The organism is Thiopseudomonas sp. SA1F2-1K (assembly GCF_057443035.1).
On the sequence record NZ_CM172014.1, the window covers coordinates 777,316 to 795,645 of the forward strand.

Annotated in this window: 18 protein-coding genes; 9 read left to right on the forward strand and 9 right to left on the reverse strand. The window is 48.8% G+C overall.

The annotated features are described in order from the left end of the window. From AC2T15_RS03700 to AC2T15_RS03725, 6 genes are read left to right on the forward strand one after another with little or no spacing between them, the layout of a single operon-like run. Entirely contained in the window at positions 1-717 is a 717-nt protein-coding gene (locus AC2T15_RS03700; RefSeq protein ID WP_053102183.1) for a MotA/TolQ/ExbB proton channel family protein, read from the forward strand. Beyond that, complete coding sequence (locus tag AC2T15_RS03705) at positions 714-1,124, forward strand: ExbD/TolR family protein (protein ID WP_486778760.1); 411 nt, start codon at positions 714-716, stop codon at positions 1,122-1,124. Before AC2T15_RS03700 ends, AC2T15_RS03705 begins: the two co-directional genes overlap by 4 nt. Beyond that, positions 1,121-1,987: a heme/hemin ABC transporter substrate-binding protein gene (locus AC2T15_RS03710; RefSeq protein ID WP_486778761.1), complete on the forward strand. Its 867-nt coding sequence runs from the start codon at positions 1,121-1,123 to the stop codon at positions 1,985-1,987. The genes AC2T15_RS03705 and AC2T15_RS03710 overlap by 4 nt, the downstream gene beginning before the upstream one ends. Positions 1,988-2,045: 58 nt before the next feature. After that, positions 2,046-3,080, forward strand: coding sequence for a FecCD family ABC transporter permease (locus tag AC2T15_RS03715; RefSeq protein WP_486778762.1), 1,035 nt, complete (start codon positions 2,046-2,048; stop codon positions 3,078-3,080). Further along, positions 3,080-3,847 carry a heme ABC transporter ATP-binding protein gene (locus tag AC2T15_RS03720; protein WP_486778763.1) on the forward strand — a complete coding sequence of 256 codons (768 nt, stop codon included), beginning with the start codon at positions 3,080-3,082 and terminating at the stop codon, positions 3,845-3,847. Before AC2T15_RS03715 ends, AC2T15_RS03720 begins: the two co-directional genes overlap by 1 nt. Before the next feature lie 9 nt (positions 3,848-3,856). Continuing rightward, a complete protein-coding gene (locus tag AC2T15_RS03725; RefSeq protein WP_486778764.1) occupies positions 3,857-4,783 on the forward strand; it encodes a ChaN family lipoprotein in 927 nt (308 codons plus the stop codon). Positions 4,784-4,803: 20 nt separating this feature from the next. Here the strand turns inward: AC2T15_RS03725 and AC2T15_RS03730 are convergent, their stop codons facing one another. The 3 genes from AC2T15_RS03730 to argH form a co-directional block, all read right to left on the reverse strand. Further along, positions 4,804-5,298: an anti-virulence regulator CigR family protein gene (locus tag AC2T15_RS03730; protein WP_286592815.1), complete on the reverse strand. Its 495-nt coding sequence runs from the start codon at positions 5,296-5,298 to the stop codon at positions 4,804-4,806. Between the two features lie 68 nt (positions 5,299-5,366). Beyond that, positions 5,367-5,831, reverse strand: a complete 465-nt coding sequence (locus AC2T15_RS03735) for a hypothetical protein (RefSeq protein WP_486778765.1) — start codon at positions 5,829-5,831, stop codon at positions 5,367-5,369. 78 nt (positions 5,832-5,909) lie between these two features. After that, entirely contained in the window at positions 5,910-7,307 is a 1,398-nt protein-coding gene (gene argH / locus AC2T15_RS03740) for an argininosuccinate lyase (RefSeq protein ID WP_053108636.1), read from the reverse strand. Positions 7,308-7,707: 400 nt separating this feature from the next. Between argH and AC2T15_RS03745 the strand changes: the two genes are divergently transcribed. Both AC2T15_RS03745 and AC2T15_RS03750 read left to right on the forward strand, forming a co-directional pair. After that, complete coding sequence (locus AC2T15_RS03745) at positions 7,708-8,733, forward strand: Abi family protein (RefSeq protein WP_486778766.1); 1,026 nt, start codon at positions 7,708-7,710, stop codon at positions 8,731-8,733. 491 nt (positions 8,734-9,224) lie between these two features. Continuing rightward, positions 9,225-10,376 (forward strand): iron-containing alcohol dehydrogenase, encoded by a 1,152-nt coding sequence (locus AC2T15_RS03750; protein ID WP_486778767.1) that lies wholly within the window; start codon positions 9,225-9,227, stop codon positions 10,374-10,376. Between the two features lie 100 nt (positions 10,377-10,476). Here the strand turns inward: AC2T15_RS03750 and AC2T15_RS03755 are convergent, their stop codons facing one another. Then, complete coding sequence (locus tag AC2T15_RS03755; RefSeq protein ID WP_053101607.1) at positions 10,477-11,559, reverse strand: calcium/sodium antiporter; 1,083 nt, start codon at positions 11,557-11,559, stop codon at positions 10,477-10,479. A gap of 155 nt (positions 11,560-11,714) precedes the next feature. Next, the gene (locus AC2T15_RS03760) at positions 11,715-13,106 is read right to left on the reverse strand and encodes an SLC13 family permease (RefSeq protein ID WP_486778768.1); all 1,392 of its coding nucleotides are present in this window, start codon (positions 13,104-13,106) and stop codon (positions 11,715-11,717) included. A 429-nt stretch (positions 13,107-13,535) separates the two neighbouring features. Between AC2T15_RS03760 and AC2T15_RS03765 the strand changes: the two genes are divergently transcribed. Then, entirely contained in the window at positions 13,536-15,224 is a 1,689-nt protein-coding gene (locus AC2T15_RS03765; protein ID WP_053105222.1) for a DEAD/DEAH box helicase, read from the forward strand. Between the two features lie 97 nt (positions 15,225-15,321). On the opposite strand, the gene AC2T15_RS03770 is transcribed toward AC2T15_RS03765, so the two are convergent. The 4 genes from AC2T15_RS03770 to purM form a co-directional block, all read right to left on the reverse strand. Then, positions 15,322-15,663: a HopJ type III effector protein gene (locus tag AC2T15_RS03770; protein WP_486779011.1), complete on the reverse strand. Its 342-nt coding sequence runs from the start codon at positions 15,661-15,663 to the stop codon at positions 15,322-15,324. A 130-nt stretch (positions 15,664-15,793) separates the two neighbouring features. Then, complete coding sequence (locus AC2T15_RS03775; RefSeq protein ID WP_486778769.1) at positions 15,794-16,507, reverse strand: DUF3108 domain-containing protein; 714 nt, start codon at positions 16,505-16,507, stop codon at positions 15,794-15,796. A gap of 17 nt (positions 16,508-16,524) precedes the next feature. Continuing rightward, a complete protein-coding gene (purN, locus tag AC2T15_RS03780; RefSeq protein WP_053101615.1) occupies positions 16,525-17,181 on the reverse strand; it encodes a phosphoribosylglycinamide formyltransferase in 657 nt (218 codons plus the stop codon). Then, the gene (gene purM, locus AC2T15_RS03785; protein ID WP_486778770.1) at positions 17,181-18,242 is read right to left on the reverse strand and encodes a phosphoribosylformylglycinamidine cyclo-ligase; all 1,062 of its coding nucleotides are present in this window, start codon (positions 18,240-18,242) and stop codon (positions 17,181-17,183) included. Before purM ends, purN begins: the two co-directional genes overlap by 1 nt. Positions 18,243-18,330 lie beyond the last annotated feature (88 nt).

The following is an 18,330-nucleotide window of genomic DNA, read 5'->3' on the forward strand; positions in this document are numbered from 1 at the left end:
ATGCCGGCTTGGTTTGGTAGCATGGGGCCGCTGGGTTGGCCTTTAGCGCTGTGTTCAGTGTTGGCCTTGGCCTTGGTGCTGGAACGCTTGAGTGTGTTCCTGCGCCTGGTGCCACTGAGTCAAAAAAAGCTGCTGCGCACGGTGGCGGCCTGTCAGGCCTGCTATGCAGAAAACTCAGCAGAAAAAAATGTCCGTAACACAGCCAACATCACCCAAGACTCACCCTGTTCAAAGCGCAGTAGCACCTTAGCTGGCTGGCGCTATGGCGTGGCGTTATTACAGCAGCATCGCCAGTTAATGGCAGAGCAACGAGAAGAAGTGCTTACCTGCTGGCTGCAAGAAGAACGCGGACGTTTAATTAAAAACCTGCGTATTTTGCAGATGATTGGCATGCTCGCTCCGATGCTGGGTTTGTTGGGCACGGTACTGGGCATGGTGACCATGTTTGCCGGTATCGCTGAGCAAAATACTGCCGTAACACCAGCTGTGTTAGCTGATGGGTTGTGGCAAGCATTATATACCACCGTGTGGGGCATGCTCATCGCGATTCCAGCATTAGCTGCAGGGCAAGGCTTTAGTTTATGGGCCGAGCGCTATTTAGAGCGAGTACAAGTACTGCTCAATCGCTGTCAGCTAGCGCTTAGTGGCTTAGCCATTGAATTACCGGGTAAGACCACCGCTGAGTTTGATCCGGGCTTGAACTGGAGTGGGGCATGATTCGTTTACCGCCCAGCATATCGCCAAACAATACGTTACTTCCAGATCTCACCCCGTTGTTAGATGTGATCTTTATCGTCTTGGTGTTTTTCTTATTAACGGCCAATCAGCCACTACTTGAAATGCCGGTTGATTTGCCCGCCACCGAAGAAAGTTTAGCACCAGCAACGGCTGAACAGAGACGGGAGGTGATTATTCTCGATCAGACTGGGCAATGGTATTACCGCAACCGTTTACAGACTGACTTTGCCAGCCTAAAGCAGCAACTGATTGGCGATTCACCGCAGCATCTGGATCTGGCGCTGCATAAACAAGCCCCGTTGGCGGATTTTTTACAGCTGATGGCACTGCTTAACCAATTGCAGATTACTGATACGCAAATCCTGATGGAGACCAAAATACCATGAAGCGCTTTACATTTTTGCTGGCAGGCATTGGCAGCCTATTAGCGATACCCGCTGCCTTAGCCGATGATTCAGTGAGCCGTATTATTAGTGTCGGTGGATCATTGTCGGAGTGGGTGGTAGAGCTAGGAGCTGAAAACCGGTTAGTTGGAGTGGATACCACCAGTAGTCATCCTAAACAGCTAACCCAGTTACCCAGTGTGGGCTATCAACGGCAGCTGGCTGCTGAGGGGGTATTGGCACTTAAACCGCAGCTGGTTTTGGGAACCGAAGAAATGGGGCCACCGCCGGTACTTGAGCAACTTGCAGCGGCCGGGGTCAAGGTGCAAATTTTGCCCAGTGATGCTGATCTATCCGTATTAAATGCCAACCTGCTGCGCTTAGGTGAGCTGTTGCAAGCTAAAGATGCAGCAGATCAAGCCTGGCAACAGTTTGAGCAGCAATTAACACAAGCCACACCTAAAGCAACAGTGAACAAACCCAAGATGCTGATGTTGTTTGGCGCACAACATGGCAGCCCATTAGTAGCAGGTAAAAACACCGTGGCCGATTGGCTAATTGAGCAAGTAGGGGCAGAAAATCTGGCTCAACATAGGGGTTATAAAGCGTTATCCAACGAGGCTTTGCTGGGGCTAAATCCTGAAGTATTAGTGATAGCCGATCGCTCGGCGGAGCAACAGCATGCATTAACCACGATGCTGAGTAGTTTACCGAGTTTGGCCAAAACTCAAGCAGTTCAACACCAGCAGGTAATCAGTATGGACCCAACCTTACTCGTTGGTGGACTGGGGCCGCGTTTACCGGCTGAAGTCGCGCGCTGGTCACAGATTATTTATCCTGCGCTCAGCCAGCAAAATAGTCAGTAAGTTAATTCCCTCCACTCGCACTAGGCGTAAGGTTGAGTTGCACTATGGATAAACAAGCATGATTGGTGAACGAGGAATCTTCATTGGCCTAACTGGGTTATTGCTGATCGTGTTTTTGCTATCACTGGCTTTAGGTCCGGTGAGTTTGGCCTTTGAGCATGTATTAAAAAGTCTTGGTTACTTGCTCGGTATTTATGCTGAAGCCGATGCAGCGCAGCAGCAAGCCAACTTAATTATTGGCCAAATTCGTTTGCCACGTACGTTATTAGGGCTGGCGGTGGGTGCTGTGCTCGCTTTATCGGGGGTGGCAATGCAGGGTTTATTTCGTAATCCTTTAGCCGATCCTGGTTTAATTGGCGTATCCAGTGGCGCGGCCTTAGGTGCGGCGGTAGCAATTGTTGGCACCACCTTAGTTTCGGTAGATATTCCACTGTTATGGCAGCCTTATGTGTTATCCATTTGTGCTTTCACTGGTGGATTGGTGATCACCGCGATGGTGTATCGGTTGGGGCGGCGTGATGGACAAACCCATGTGGCCACCATGTTATTAGCCGGAATTGCGTTGGCTGCTTTGGCGGGTGCATTGATTGGCTTATTCACTTATTTAGCCGATGACGCCACCTTACGTAGTTTAACTTTCTGGAATTTAGGCAGCTTAAATGGAGCGAGTTACGTCAGATTATGGCCGCTGCTCATCATTACAATAGGTGTGGCGTTATGGTTACCACGCAGTGCCAAAGCATTAAATGCCTTACTGTTAGGCGAGTCTGAAGCCAGACACCTAGGGATTAATACTGAACAGCTTAAACGTGAGCTGGTCTTTATCACCGCGCTGGGGGTAGGGGCTGCGGTGGCAGCAGCTGGAATGATTGGCTTTATTGGTTTAGTGGTGCCGCATTTATTGCGCTTAATTGTCGGGCCTGATCATCGCCTATTATTGCCAGCCAGTGCCTTAGCTGGGGCAAGTTTATTATTGCTGGCCGATTTAATTGCGCGTTTGGCTTTAGCGCCCGCTGAGTTACCAATTGGCATAGTGACGGCCTTAATTGGTGCACCCTTCTTTTTATATCTATTACTGCGGAGTCGAATCTGATGCTAAGTGCCAAGCAGCTAGAGGTGAAGCGCGGTAGCAAGACTATTTTGCAGGATATTAATCTGAGCTTAGTTTCAGGGCAGATAACAGGTGTACTGGGTTCTAACGGCGCAGGCAAAAGCACTTTGTTAGCCGCCTTGTGTGGTGAGTTAACACCCACTCAGGGCGAAGTGATGTTTGCAGCTAGCCCATTAGCCGACTGGGATAATCAACAACGGGCGCAGCATTTGGCCGTATTACCGCAAACCTCAACGCTTAATTTTGGCTTTACGGTGCAGCAAGTAGTGGCTATGGGACGTTTGCCCTACACCACAGGGCAAGCAGTTGATCAACAGATTATCGAGCAGGTATTGCACCAAGTGGATGCCACCCATTTAGCTGAGCGTAATTACTTGCAGTTATCAGGTGGGGAGCGGCAGCGGGTGCATTTAGCACGGGTCTTAGCGCAACTAATGCCCGTTGCTGGACGGCAGGTCTTATTGTTGGATGAGCCAACCTCAATGCTTGATCCCTTGCACCAACACAGCACCTTGCAAGCCGTTCGCGCGTTTGCTGAGCAAGGCGGTGCGGTGCTGGTGATCTTGCACGATCTGAACTTAGCTGCTCGTTATTGTGACCAACTGCTGCTACTGGATCAGGGCCAGATAGTCATTCAGGGTTCGCCAGCTGAGGTATTAACTGCCCAGCGAGTGGAGCAAGTGTTTGGTTTAGAGGTGTTGGTACAACCCCATCCTGAACGTGGACATCCAGTGGTGATTAGTCGTTAGAGGTGCTTAATGAAAGGTTTACTGATACTCGGGTTAAGCCTAGTTTTAGTGGCTTGCCAATTAACTACACAGCCTCTATCGGCGCCACCTTTACCCAGCTGGCAGCCAAGTACCGGCGTTACTTCACCCCATAGTGTGGGAGCTATTATAGATCTTGCCAGCGGCGAATTATTAACCGCTGAGGCACTGGTGCAGCAGTTGGCTAAGGTGCCTAGGGTATTAATCGGTGAAAAGCACGATAACCTTGCACAGCATCAAGCGCAGCTATGGTTATTGCAAGCAGTAGCAGCCCAGCGACCAACGGGCAGTGTGGTGCTGGAGATGTTGCACCAGGAGCAACAGCCCTTGGTTACTGCAGTACAACAACGTTTGGCTCAGGGCAAGCAGGTAGCCGACTTAGCCCAGGCGCTTCAGTGGCAAGGCTGGGACTGGCAGCAATATGCCGAATTGATCCGTTACCTCGTCGCACAATCAGCGCCAATTAAGGCGGCTAACTTTTCCCGTGAGCAGCTGCTGGCAATCTATCAACAGCCTCCATTATTGGCAGGTGTGCACTCTAATGCGGCAGAGGTGCAGCAGCAATTACAGCAACAGATAGCGCAAGCGCACTGCCAGCAATTACCGAGCAGTCAGCTGCCTAAGATGTTAGCGGTGCAACAACAGCGTGATCGTTTAATGGCTGAAGTGAGTTTGGCGGCAGCTACCCCGAGCCTTTTACTTGCAGGAAGCTATCACGTACGCAAAGATTTAGGTGTGCCTTTACATTTAAAAGATTTAGCCCCAGCTGCTGCCGAGCCTACTCAACTTAAGGTGCTGATCTTGGTTGAGCAGGGAGCTGCGCCATTGAGCCTACAGCAGGCTGATTACCTATGGATCACACCTGCTGCGCCGGCTCAAGATTACTGCGCGCAGTTAAAGAAAGCGGGCAAGCAGTAGGAAGTGGCAAAAAGTGGCAATTAGTTAAACACGTTTTGGAAAATTTCGTAGATTAAGCCCGTGGCGGCAGCGACCAGCACTACATTATTGCCTACTTGTTGCCACTCATAGCCCTGATAGTGAGGGAGCTGCTGGTATAAGGCTGGTGTAAGCTTTTTGGCGTGCCCTGGAGGTAAGGGCTTACCGCGCGCTAACTGTTTTTGAATACCAGGTGGCAAACTGCTGTAAGGCTGGTGTATGGGTTGCCCTAAGAGTAACTGCAAGATCGCGGCCCGATTCAGCTGCTCAATAGATGCATAGGGCTGATGGTGCTTAGATGGTTTGTGTTTATAACGTTTATGCTGGTGTTTGTATTTATGCTTATCTTTGTGAGCAGCTTTATGCTCATGTTTGTGTGCTTTACCATGGGCGTGAGCATGCCAAGGTGGATCAGCCAAGGCGTGGCTGCTGATGCCTAAGCCACCAATAGCTAGCAATGAGCTGAGTAAGTAGGCAGTAATAGCAGGTTTTTGCATAGTCTATAACCTCATTAATTCGATGAGGTTATAGAGCGATTGAATGCTTAAAAGTTCGAGCGGCTGATTTAGTCCTCTTCGGGTAGGCTAGGTAACGCGCGTAAGCCTTGCTCATAGCGAACTAAATCAAATGGACGGTCTTGTTCCAGCATCGCAGAAATCTCCCAGGCTAACACTTGGGCCATTAGCGTGATAATTTCATCGCGTGGTGTTTCGATCAATGTCAGCTTGTTGTATACCGCCGTAACAAACTCGGGGTTATTGGCGGCCAATTGATTTTCAATACTTTGTTCCAGCTCATTTTCTACAAAGCTGTCTTCATCTTGCTCATCAATGGCAGGGGTGGGGCTATCAGACACGGGGGACTCCTGGGGAGAGGCTGATTCTACTGGCACGCCGCCTTCATCCATTTGACACAATAGGCATTCACCATCGCTCATTTGGCTGGTTTCTACGTAACGTACTCGGCGGCTGCCAGAGTGACGATCAGCAGATACTTGAAAACGGGTGTCTCTAGATTTCTCAGTCATCATGATGCTCCTAGGGCAGAATGCAGTAAGTCAATGGACTGCATTCCGCGTAGAAAGTTAAGTAACAAGCTTGTGGCTTGATTAGTTGCGTTGGCTCAACAGTTCGCGTCCGCGCTGGACAGCTTGGCGTACTTGCGCCGGTGCTGTACCACCAATGTGGTTACGCGCATTCACTGAGCCTTCTAAGGTCAGTACTTCAAATACGTCATCGGTAATTTTATCGCTAAATTGGCGCAACTCATCTAACGACATTTCGGCTAAGTCTTTTTCTTGCTCAACCCCATAACGCACCGCTAAGCCAACAATTTCATGGCAATCACGGAAGGGCAAACCTTTACCCACTAAGTAGTCGGCCAAATCCGTTGCAGTGGAGAAACCACGAATGGCCGCTTCGCGCATAAACTCACGTTTAGGCTTAATCGCAGGCACCATATCGGCAAAGGCACGTAGGCTGTCGCGCAGGGTGTCTGCTGCGTCAAATAGTGGTTCTTTGTCTTCTTGGTTGTCTTTGTTATAGGCCAATGGTTGCCCTTTCATCAAGGTGAGTAAGCCCATTAGCGCACCAAAGACACGGCCTGATTTACCGCGCACTAACTCAGGTACATCGGGGTTTTTCTTTTGCGGCATAATTGAGCTACCGGTGCAGAAGCGATCGGGTAGGTCAATAAAGCGAAACTGCGCTGAAGCCCACATCACCAATTCTTCTGAAAAGCGTGAAAGGTGCATCATCGCAAGGCTTGCTGCTGAGCAAAACTCAATGGCAAAGTCACGATCAGATACGCCATCCAATGAGTTACCCGAGATCGCCTCAAAACCTAACAGCTCGCAAGTAATGGTGCGATCAATCGGGTAGGTGGTGCCGGCTAAGGCCGCGCTGCCTAAGGGCATGCGGTTGGTACGTTTGCGGCAATCAACTAAACGCTCATAATCGCGCGAGAGCATTTCAAACCAGGCCATTAAATGGTGACCAAAAGTGACAGGTTGGGCGGTTTGAAGGTGGGTAAAGCCTGGCATAATAGTATCGGCTTCAGCTTCGGCTAAGCCCAGCAAGCCTTCTTGCAAGCGAGTGATTTCAGCTAAAATCGCGTCAATTTCATCACGTAACCATAGGCGAATATCCGTTGCCACTTGGTCATTACGGCTGCGTCCGGTGTGTAGTTTTTTACCGGTAATGCCAATTCGATCCGTTAGGCGTGCTTCAATGTTCATGTGCACGTCTTCTAAATCAACCCGCCATTCAAATTCGCCGGCTTCAATTTCTTGCAGAATAGCGTGTAGCCCATCAGTAATGGCTTGGCATTCCTCGGCAGTGAGCACGCCGACCTTAGTCAGCATTTTGGCGTGGGCAAGAGAGCCCATAATGTCGTGCTTATACAGGCGCTGATCAAAGTCGACCGATGCGGTAAAGCGGGCTACAAAGGCATCCACGGGCTCACTAAAGCGGCCACCCCACGATTGATTGGTTTTTTCGCTGCTCATAACGGTGCTCTTACTGGGTTTATTAATAACAAAAAAGTGGCCTTATCATAGCAGAAAAGCCTTGGTAATTAATGCTAGGCCTCTTGACATCCACTAGCCCGAGGGTTGCTTGCCATAGGTAAAAGGCAGAAAAAAGGATTTCTGTAAAAACTGCTAGCGCTTAAACGTTAAATACTTTTTTCAGATAGGTAGACAAACCGTCCACGTCGCGGACGATAAAGTGTTCAGAATAGTCAAGAATTCAGCATAGGCTTTTCTGCTTGACTCACTGTAGGTAGCACAATATATAGTGCTTATTTTGTATTGGCATACAATATATAGAGTTATTTTGTTGCTGCTGTAGGCATAAAGTAGAAACCAAATAGCTCAGCTCCTAGACAACATCATCAAGCCTCGGAAAATGCAATACACAAAACCTTGGATAAGTTTTACTGAACAATTGGATCAGCTGATTGCACGTGGGCTAGAAGTTACCGACAAGCCACGCGCACTCGACTATCTGGAACGCATTGGTTACTACCGTCTGAGTGGCTATTGGTATCCGTTCCGTGAGCGTAGCGGTGCTCTGTGTCTACTGGATAATAAAGGCAGAAGTGGCAAAGTTTGTTGTTTGGTACTGGATGAATTTCAAGCGGGTGCCCACTTTCAGCACGCGCTAGACCTTTACGTGTTCGACAAGCAACTGCGACTGTTGGCACTGGATGCGTTAGAGAGAATCGAAATTGCTCTGCGCGTAGATATTTCGCATCTGCTAGGGAAAAAAGATCCGTTCGCCTACTTAAATCCCAACTTATTTCATGCAACATTCAGCACTAAGCTAGATCCAAAAAATGGGCTTACAGCGCACCACTCTTGGCTTAGTAAACATGCACAATTGATTAATCGTTCCAAAGAAGACTTTGTGCGTCACAACAAGCAAAAGTACGGTTTGCCTCTAGCCATCTGGGTGGCCTGTGAGCTTTGGGATTTTGGCAGCCTGTCGACATTATTCAATGGCATGCAAGAGAACGATCAGGATGAAATTGCCACTCGTTACGGGCTCAACAATGGCCGTATCTTTGCAACTTGGCTACGCTGTCTGAACTATCTGAGAAATATTTGTGCCCACCACAGCAGGCTATGGAATCGGAATATAGTGGACCAACCTAAGCTGCCTTCCAGTCAAGAGTTACCTTGGATTGCCTTCTTTGAAGGTAACGAACATGCAAGAGCACGTTGTTTTTTACTGCTTAAGATCACACAGCAGGTCTTGGATGTAGTCAATCCCCGGTCCAGTTGGTCAGTGCGCATGCAGGCACACCTACAAAGCTTTCCCGTAATGCCTGATCTAAACATCAACCACAGAAGTATGGGAGCTCCAGATAAGTGGCAACAAGTCTGGGAAATGCGGGCAATAAAAAACCCCTCAGCAGTTTCACCTGCCTAAGCAGAGTCAACCGAGAGGGGCCGTGTTGGCGTTAAAATTAAGCCATACAGCTGTCCTAGTCAAGAAAAATGTAGTCAACCCAAAAGGCTGCGGAGCCAAAAACTCAACGCAAAGGCCCCGGCCCCAAGGGCAAAAGGGCAGCACGGCAAAACGACCGTGTAATTTTAATCGTGAATTAGCTGCAGCAGAAAAAGAATTTAATAAAATATCTGCAGTGAATTGATCACTACATCTCGCTTGGCGAAGAAGTTAGCCTAAGTACGTTCAATATTTTTAAGTTTTGGTTGTGTGGGGAGCAGGTGTATTCGCCACCCACAAGACCGAGTCTTGTAGCGCATCGTAGGCGGTACGGGTATCTACATCTATCACTAATGTTTAATCTTTGTTTAATGGTTTTTTGCTTAAGATTAGGGTCTGCTCTGCTAACCAGAGTAGACTGCACTTAGATACCTGCAGGGGTATCAAAGTAAATCATCTAGGAGATCGAAACTATGAGTACTGCAAGCTTTTTTATGCCAGTTGTTTCCTTATTTGGAGCGAACGTTCTAAATGAGCTGCCTGATCGAGTGACATCTTTAGGTGGAAAAAAACCGTTAATTGTGACGGATAAAGGAATGACGCAATTAGGTTATACCAAGCAAGTAACTGATTTATTAGATGCTGCTGGTATTAGTTACAGTGTATTTGATGAGACCGTGCCCAACCCAACCGATGAAAACGTCGAGCAGGGCGCAAAGGCGTATCAAGCTAATCAGTGCGATATGCTAATTTCCTTAGGTGGAGGAAGTTCCCACGATTGCTGTAAAGGCGTTGGATTAGTGGTGGCCAATGGTGGGGTTATTGCTGATTATCAAGGCGTGGACGTAGCCCAAAAAAACTTACCGCCCTTTATTGCAATTAATACAACTGCGGGAACCGCCAGTGAAATCACCCGCTTTACGGTAATTACCAATACCTCTAATCATGTCAAAATGGCGATTGTGGATTGGCGCGTGACGCCAGATTTGGCAATTAATGACCCGGCCTTAATGGTCAATATGCCGCCTTCACTCACCGCTGCCACCGGGATGGATGCCTTAACCCATGCGGTAGAAGCTTATGTGTCAACGGGGGCTAATCCAATTACCGATGCTTGTGCATTACAAGCGATGCGTTTAATTGCCGAGTATCTGCGAGTGGCTGTGGCCCGTGGTGATGATTTAGAGGCACGGGACCGCATGGCTTATGCTCAGTATTTGGCAGGCATGGCCTTTAATAATGCTGGGCTTGGACATGTGCATGCGATGTCGCATCAGTTGGGCGGTATGTATAACTTGCCACATGGCGTATGTAATGCGTTGTTATTACCGCATGTCTGTGAAGCTAACTTGATGGCAGCCCAGGCGCGTTATGCGGACATTGCCGAAGCCTTAGGCGAAAACGTGTATGGCCTGCCGTTGCGTGAAGCTGCAGAAATGGCAATTGTAGCGATTCGTTGCTTGTCAGAAGATGTAGGGATTCCTGCAACCCTGAGTGAATTGGGGGTGAAGGAGTCAGATATTGAAGAAATGGTGAAGCACGCGCAATTGGATGTGTGTGCGGTGACTAACCCGCGCAAGTTAAATGATCAAGAGGTGGCCGCGATCTTTAAAGCAGCGATGTAGTAGGCATAAGTCTTTTGCTTACAGCAAGCTCAGTGATGCTTGATAAAAAATCCCCAGGTCAATTAGGCCTGGGGATTTTTTGTTTGCTGAGGATTAATGCTTAAGCTTGTAAGCGCCACGCCCGAACACTGGTGAATAGCAAAATAGCTAAGGTTAGGGGTGCCAGATACCACAGAGTGATCTCCAGTAAAGAATGTGCAGCTGGATTACCTTGGGCATTAAAAATCAAGTAGCAGGTATAGGCGGCGTAATAACCTAAAAACAGTAGGCCTTCCCAGCGACTAATTTTCCAGCCAGTATAAAAAATCGGTAAGCAAGCCGCCGCCACCACAATCATCACCGGGTAATCAAAGGCAATCGCTGCGGGTGAAATGTTAATTGGAATTGGTGAGACCAAACCGGCTAAGCCTAAAACTGCCAGCAGGTTAAACAGGTTACTGCCGACAATATTACCCACCGCCATGTCACGCTCGCCTTTAATCGCGGCGATTAGCGAAGTGGCAAGCTCAGGCAGGGAAGTACCTACGGCAACAATGGTTAAACCAATGACGAGTTCAGACATACCTAAGGCTTTCGCTAGGCTCACCGAGCCATTGACCAGTAAAGTCGAGCCGCCCACTAGCATCACTAGGCCAACAATAATAAAGGCCAGGTGCTTTAACGTAGTGAATTTGCCGCTGCTGCCATCAAGGTACTCGTCATCCACCTCAACCGCTTCGCCCCGTTGTTTTGCCCGAATACTGCTCACGACCAGGTAACCGGTATAGGCCACAATACAGCCGAACAAGATGGCGCCGTCTAAGCGATCGTATTGGCCATCAAAGCCCAAAAACCATGCCAGTAAACTGGCTAAAATCATCAGCGGCACATCCACTATGACCAAACGCTTAGAAACCACTAAAGGGGCAATCACGGCGCACAGCCCAAGAATCAGCAGGACGTTAAACAGGTTGCTGCCCACTACGTTACCAATGGCAATATCGCCTTGGGCATTAAACGCTGATTGGGTACTAACGGCCATTTCTGGGGCGCTGGTGCCAAAGGCTACCACCGTCAGTCCCACAATAAGAGGGGAAATACCAAAGCCGGCCGCCAGGCGCGCTGCGCCACGCACCAGCACTTCGGCGCCGATCACTAATAAGATAAAGCCTGCAATAAGATACAGAGCAATGGTTAAGGACATGGAATCTTCCTAGGGATTAAAGGGGACTTAAGCCTAGCAGAAAATAGTGAATCTGAAGTCAGTGCTCACCAAAAAATTATTGCTGGGGAGACGTGCGGCTGAAGGTGAAGACTCGGCTTCAAGTGGCAAACTCAGAAGCCGAGTGCTATTTGCCGTTACATTAAAAACAAGTAACCCCAAGCTGAGAGAATCACAATACACAGGATATTTAATAAGCCACCGGCTTTGAGCATATCGCTTTGTTTGATCACGCCGGTACCAAACACAATCGCATTCGGTGGAGTCGCTACCGGCAACATAAAGGCACAGGAAGCACCAATACCGATCATCATCACTAGCACTGAAGCTGGCATGCCCATTTTTTCAGCAATGCCAGCAAATACTGGCACTAATAGTGCAGCGGAAGCTGTATTACTGGTGAACTCGGTCAGAATAATAATAAAGGTGGTCACGGCGATAATAATCACCAGTGGGCTGGCGCTGCCAAAAAAGTGCGCTACTTGATCACCCAGTACGGCTGAGGCACCTGAGCTACGTAAAATCGCGCTGAGGGTTAAGCCACCACCAAATAGAAAGAGTACGCCCCAGTCGGTATTGTCGGAGATTTGTCGCCAATTCGAAACGCCAAACACCACCACCGCAATCGCGGCGCAGAGCGCTACAAAGGTGTCGGGGCTGGCAATATTAAAGGTGCTTTTAATCCATGAGCCAGAGATCCAAGCGGCGGCGGTGATCAAGAAAATAGTCATCGCAATCACGCGCGAAGTGGTCCAAGGAATGCTCTCGGTTTTTACTTCGATTTTACGGTTTAGGTTCGGCCGAAAAACTAAAAATAAAGCCAGCATCATGACCGGCATCAGTACTCCCACTAAGGGTAGGCCATAACTCATCCACTGGCTGAAATCTAAATCCAAGGCTTTGGCGGCAATCGCGTTAGGCGGTGAGCCAACTAAAGTACCTAGCCCACCAATACTGGCCGAGTAGGCAATACCTAAGAGAATAAATAAGAAGGTCGAGCGTTCGTTTTTAGCATCGAGGTGACTCATAATCCCCATGGCTAAAGGCAGCATCATGGCAGCGGTGGCGGTATTACTGATCCACATGGATAAGAGCGCTGTCACAGCAAACATAAAGAGTGCGGTAATGCCTAAGTGTGAACCTGACAAAGAAATTAACCAAAAGGCGATTTTCTTATCTAGCTTTTGCACATGTAAGGCAGAGGCAAGGGCAAAGCCACCAAAGAATAAGAAAATAATCGGATCAGCAAAAGCGCTTAAAGCTTGCTTGGTATCCATATCCGGAATGCCCATTAGCACAGCGGTGACAGGAATCAACAGCGCAGTAATGGTCACATGGATCGCTTCAGTGAGCCATAAGATGGCAATCAGTACTAACAGCGCCAGTCCTTTATTGGCTGAATCGTCAAACGGCAGAAAGCGATAAGTCGCCCAAGAGGCAAGCACCGCAAGGGCGCAAATGATTAAACCGCGAACGATTTTATTATCCAACTGCTCTGGTGTATCAGTAGGGTGTAACGGATGTTCCATAACAAGACCTAATTTTATCGTGTGCAAAAAAATCGACATTTTATAGACTTTAGCCGCAGAAGGCGCATAATTTTTTCTAATTGGACAAAATGTAGCAGTCCAGCACGAATTTTTAGCTGGCCTGCGCAGCGCTTCAGCCAAGGACTCTTGGGTGAAACAGAAAAAACATCTGACTTATTAGAATAACTGCGCTATACTTCGCGCCGCTCTAATAAAGAGCCTTCGTTCAGGTTGCATTTCTTCGAAGAGCATCTTCGACTGCTTCGCTTAGCACGTATTACAGTGACTAGCGTCCTTAACGTTTTACCATTTCATTTACCGCGTTTTGCAAACACTCGCCGATAAGCTGCCTGGGTGATTCTTGATGAATCTTTCACGGAGTGCGCAGCCTCGTTTATGGGTTTTTGCGAATGCACACGAGGCATATCCATGACCCAAGAAACCGGCGGTTTTTCCGCACTCGGCATTCATCCTTCTGTTGTTGCAGCTATTACTGCAGTTGGCTACGAAGAACCTTCCCCTATTCAGGCACAATCAATTCCGTTGATTATTGCTGGCCACGATATGATTGGTCAGGCGCAAACCGGTACCGGTAAAACTGCAGCCTTTGCCTTGCCGATTTTATCGAAAATTGATCCTAGCCGCCGCGAACCACAAGTTTTAGTGTTGGCGCCGACCCGTGAGCTAGCGCTGCAGGTAGCTACTGCGTTTGAAAGCTTTTCTAAGCAATTACCTGGCGTCAATGTCGTAGCCATTTATGGTGGAGCACCGATGGGCCCGCAGCTTGGGGCGATTCGTCGTGGCGCACAAATTATTGTGGCAACCCCAGGTCGCTTAGTTGACCACCTTGGACGTAATGACAAATTACTTGGAACCATTAAGCACCTAGTGCTTGATGAGGCCGATGAAATGTTAAAGCTCGGCTTTATGGATGACTTAGAGGTAATCTTTAATGCCATGCCGGCTGAGCGTCAAACGGTATTGTTCTCAGCTACTTTGCCTAGCTCAATTCGTGGCATCGCCGAAAAGCACCTGCGTAATCCGCAACATGTGCAAATTGCCAGCAAAACCCAAACGGTTGCGCGGATCGAGCAAGCCCACTTAATGGTGCATGCGGATCAGAAAATTAATGCCGTGCTGCGTTTGCTAGAAGTTGAAGACTTTGATGCAGTGATTGCCTTCGTACGCACCAAGCAGGCGACTTTAGATTTAGCCTCGGCTTTAGAAGCTAAGGGCCATAAAGTGGCAGCACTTAACGGTGATATTGCGCAAAATCAGCGCGAGCGAGTGATTGACTCGTTAAAAGATGGCCGCTTAAACATTGTAGTCGCCACTGACGTCGCTGCCCGTGGCCTGGATGTGCCGCGTATTACTCACGTATTTAACGTGGATATGCCTTACGATCCAGAGTCCTACGTGCACCGTATTGGCCGTACCGGTCGTGCCGGTCGTGAGGGGCGTGCATTGTTGTTAGTCACGCCGCGTGAGCGTCGTATGCTGCAAGTGATTGAGCGTGTGACCCGTCAGAAAGTAGCCGAAATGACCTTGCCCGATGCAAAAACTGTCTTACAGGCACGTATTCGTCGCCTGCAGCAAGACTTGGCACCGCGTTTAGAGTCAATTAGTGATGAGCAGAACTTCCTGCTGACTCAGCTGACCCAGGATTTAGGTTGTAGCATTGAGCAATTGGCCGGTGCTTTATTAGCTAAAGCCACTGAAGGCCAAGCCTTTACCTTAAAAGGCGTAGAAAAAGAGCAGCCGGTGATTCCAGTGGCTGCCCGTGGTGAGCGCCGTGACCGAGGCGAGCGCGGTGATCGTGGTGATCGTTCAAGCCGTGGTGAGCGCCGCGAGCGTCGTCCACATTTACCAACAGCTGAAGGTCGAGTACGTTGCCGTACTGCTTTAGGTACCCGCGATGGCATTGCTGCGCGTAACCTGTTAGGCGCGATTTTGAATGAAGGTGGGCTGGCCCGTGAAGCGATTGGCCGGATTCAGATTCGTGATACGTTCAGCTTGATTGAGCTGCCAGAAGATGGCCTAGAGCGCATCTTAGGTAAGTTAAAAGACACCCGAGTTGCTGGTAAAGCGCTAAAACTGCGTCGTTACCGCGAAGACTAAACTGTCTTTTGCGAGATAAACAATAGCCGGTCATTTGATCGGCTATTTTTTTATCTAGACTTTAAGCGTTTAGCTTACAAGGCGAGAAAGAGGCGATTTAGCGGCGACTTAACGCAGGCTGGGCAAAGTTTAGACCAGCAAAACCACTGAGCATAAATTGCCGGATATTTTGATGGTCTTGCCCATTGGGGGTGGCCAGTACCTGCTGGTAGTGCTCGCCAAAGGCTTGCAGTGCCTGTTCTTGGCTTAGCTGCTCAAGTAGGGCCAAGGAGAAAATCTTGCAAGAGCCTTGGTTTTCGCCAGCCGCATTATGCAGCGGCCCATTACTAAAGGAGCAGGGGTGATAATGATAATGCTGAGCAATAAAGGCTAAGGTATCGGCAAAGCGGTGGCTAGGCTGCTGCAGTGCCTGAATAAATTGATCAAGTGGTGTTGGCATAGATTGATTAAGAGTTGTTTTTAGCAAAAAAAATAGCTAGTTGTTCAGTGGATTGATATAGATATAGCGCGAGTCAGCGGCGAAAACTCGCCGCTTGCAGTGCCAGTGGTTGTGATTCAGTTATCTTGAGTTAGCGACCTTTTACTGGCTTGCCAGCAACTTCAGCTTGCTCTAAGACGATTTGATACTCTTTACCGTCTTTTTCTACTTGGCGTAAGCTAACTAATAAGTAATCCCAGTCTTTGGCGAACCATAATTGGGTCTCGCGTTTACTTTGGCTAGGATCACGTACTCGCTCAACTTTAATGGCCTCAATGCGACCGGCTTTAGTTTTGACTGATTCGCTGCCAACCACACGAAACTCGTAAGTATCAATATCATCGCCATCCACTACGCGATAACGCATACTTTTCTTGCCCGCTGCCACATCTTCTTGTAGTGCCAGTTGATAGGTGGATTTATCCAGTAAGCCGGGCGTTAGGGGCAGGCTAATGGCTTTGCCTTTTTCTGAACCGGTCACGGTTTTGGCGCTCCAGTCAAATGACTGTTTAATCTTTTTGCTTTTACCTAAACCGCTGCGGCTATATTCATAACTCAATGGCACTAGCTGATTGTTGGTTTGCTTAAGAGTACTGCTTTCTTTTAGGCTAGCCACCATCATTGCAGCCTGAAAGCTTAGTTGCCAAGTGTCCCCAGCTTGCTGACTGAGGGAGCGCTCTGCGGTGCCGCTAAAGGGCAGTTGTTTAAAGTCAGCGGTATAAGAGGCATGGAAGGGCTTAAGTTCAGCAGCCAAGGTGGCGCTGCTTAGTAATGAAAAAGCTAAACCAATCAATAGGCGACGCATAACTTATGCTCCAGTGATTAATAGAATAATTGTTTGCCGCTGCTAGGTAATAGTTGGCCATCTAGGCTGGCGCCTTGGGCGGTAAGCACCAAGCGCTGTTGGGCAAACCATTGCACGGCGAGTGGGTAAATTTGGTGTTCGATTTGATGCACTCGCTGGGCTAATGACTCAGCAGTGTCTTCAGCTTGTACTGTTAAAACACCTTGTATGACTGTTGGCCCACCGTCAAGTTCAGCAGTTACAAAGTGCACACTGCAGCCATGTTCACGGTCTTGGGCGTCTAAGGCGCGCTGGTGAGTATGCAGACCTTTGTATTTCGGCAGAAGTGAAGGGTGAATATTCAGTAAGCGTCCAGCGTAATGCTGAGTAAACTCAGGAGTTAAAATTCGCATAAACCCAGCCAATACCACTAAATCAGGCTGATACTGATCAAGGGTGTCGATCAGCGCCTGATCAAAGCTTAAGCGATCAGCAAAGGCGGTGTGGTTCAGGGTATGGGTGGGAATCTGTGCCTGCTGGGCGCGCTGTAAGCCATAGGCCTCATTGCGATTACTGAGCACAGCGACAATCGAGAACAGATCGGGTTGTTGTTGCGCGGTATCAATCAGGGCCTGCAGATTACTGCCAGACCCTGAGATTAATACCACTACCCGACAAGGTGAGTGAGTGGGCATTAGTGTTTCTTTAGGTTGTTTAAAACAATGCGTGGCGCATCGGCGTCCGCTGGGGTGATTTGACCAATAATCCAAGGCTGCTCGCCTTGACCGCGTAAGTGCTCAAGCGCAGTCTCTGCTTGATCTGCAGCCACACAGATAATCATCCCTACACCACAGTTTAGAACACGGTGCATTTCGGTTTCATCAACGTTGCCTTGGGCTTGTAACCAGTCAAATACTGCAGGGCGCTGCCAGCTGGCAATATCAATGACTGCCTGGGCATTTTCAGGTAGGACCCGTGGAATATTTTCCAGTAAACCACCGCCAGTGATGTGGGAAATAGCATGCACTGCTGCGGTTTCTTTGATTAGTTTAAGGACAGGTTTAACGTAAATCCGCGTAGGCGCCATTAATAGGTCGGCGAGCTTTTCGCCCTCTAGTTCAACCTGATTAATATCTGCTTGGCTGACTTCAATAATTTTACGAATTAAGGAGTAGCCGTTAGAGTGTGGGCCGGATGAAGGCAGGGCAATGATCACATCACCAGCCTGTACTTTGCTGCCATCAATAATGTCAGATTTTTCTACCACACCAACACAAAAGCCAGCCAGATCATAGTCTTCGCCTTGGTACATGCCTGGCATCTCAGCGGTTTCACCACCAACTAGGGCGCAACCTGCTTGCTCGCAGCCCTCGCCAATCCCCGTCACTACCCGCGCAGCAACATCCACATTAAGTTTGCCTGTGGCATAGTAGTCAAGGAAAAATAAGGGCTCCGCACCGCTAACCACGAGGTCATTAACGCACATCGCGACTAAATCGATACCGATGCTGTCATGTTTGCCAAGGTCCATGGCTAGGCGCAGTTTGGTACCCACACCATCAGTGCCTGAAACCAGTACCGGTTGGCGGTAGCCTGCAGGGATTTCGCATAATGCGCCGAAGCCACCTAAGCCACCAAGAACTTCAGGGCGCGAGGTGCGTTTGGAAACGCTTTTAATGCGTTCAACTAAAGCTTCACCTGCGTCGATATCAACGCCGGCATCTTTGTAGCTTATGGAAGGTTGCTTGTTGCTCATGGATAGCCCTTTACAAAACACTGCGGAAAAATGGTGATTTTATCAGGCTTAAGGGCATCGGGCTATCATCAAACCACGGAAGCCGCTA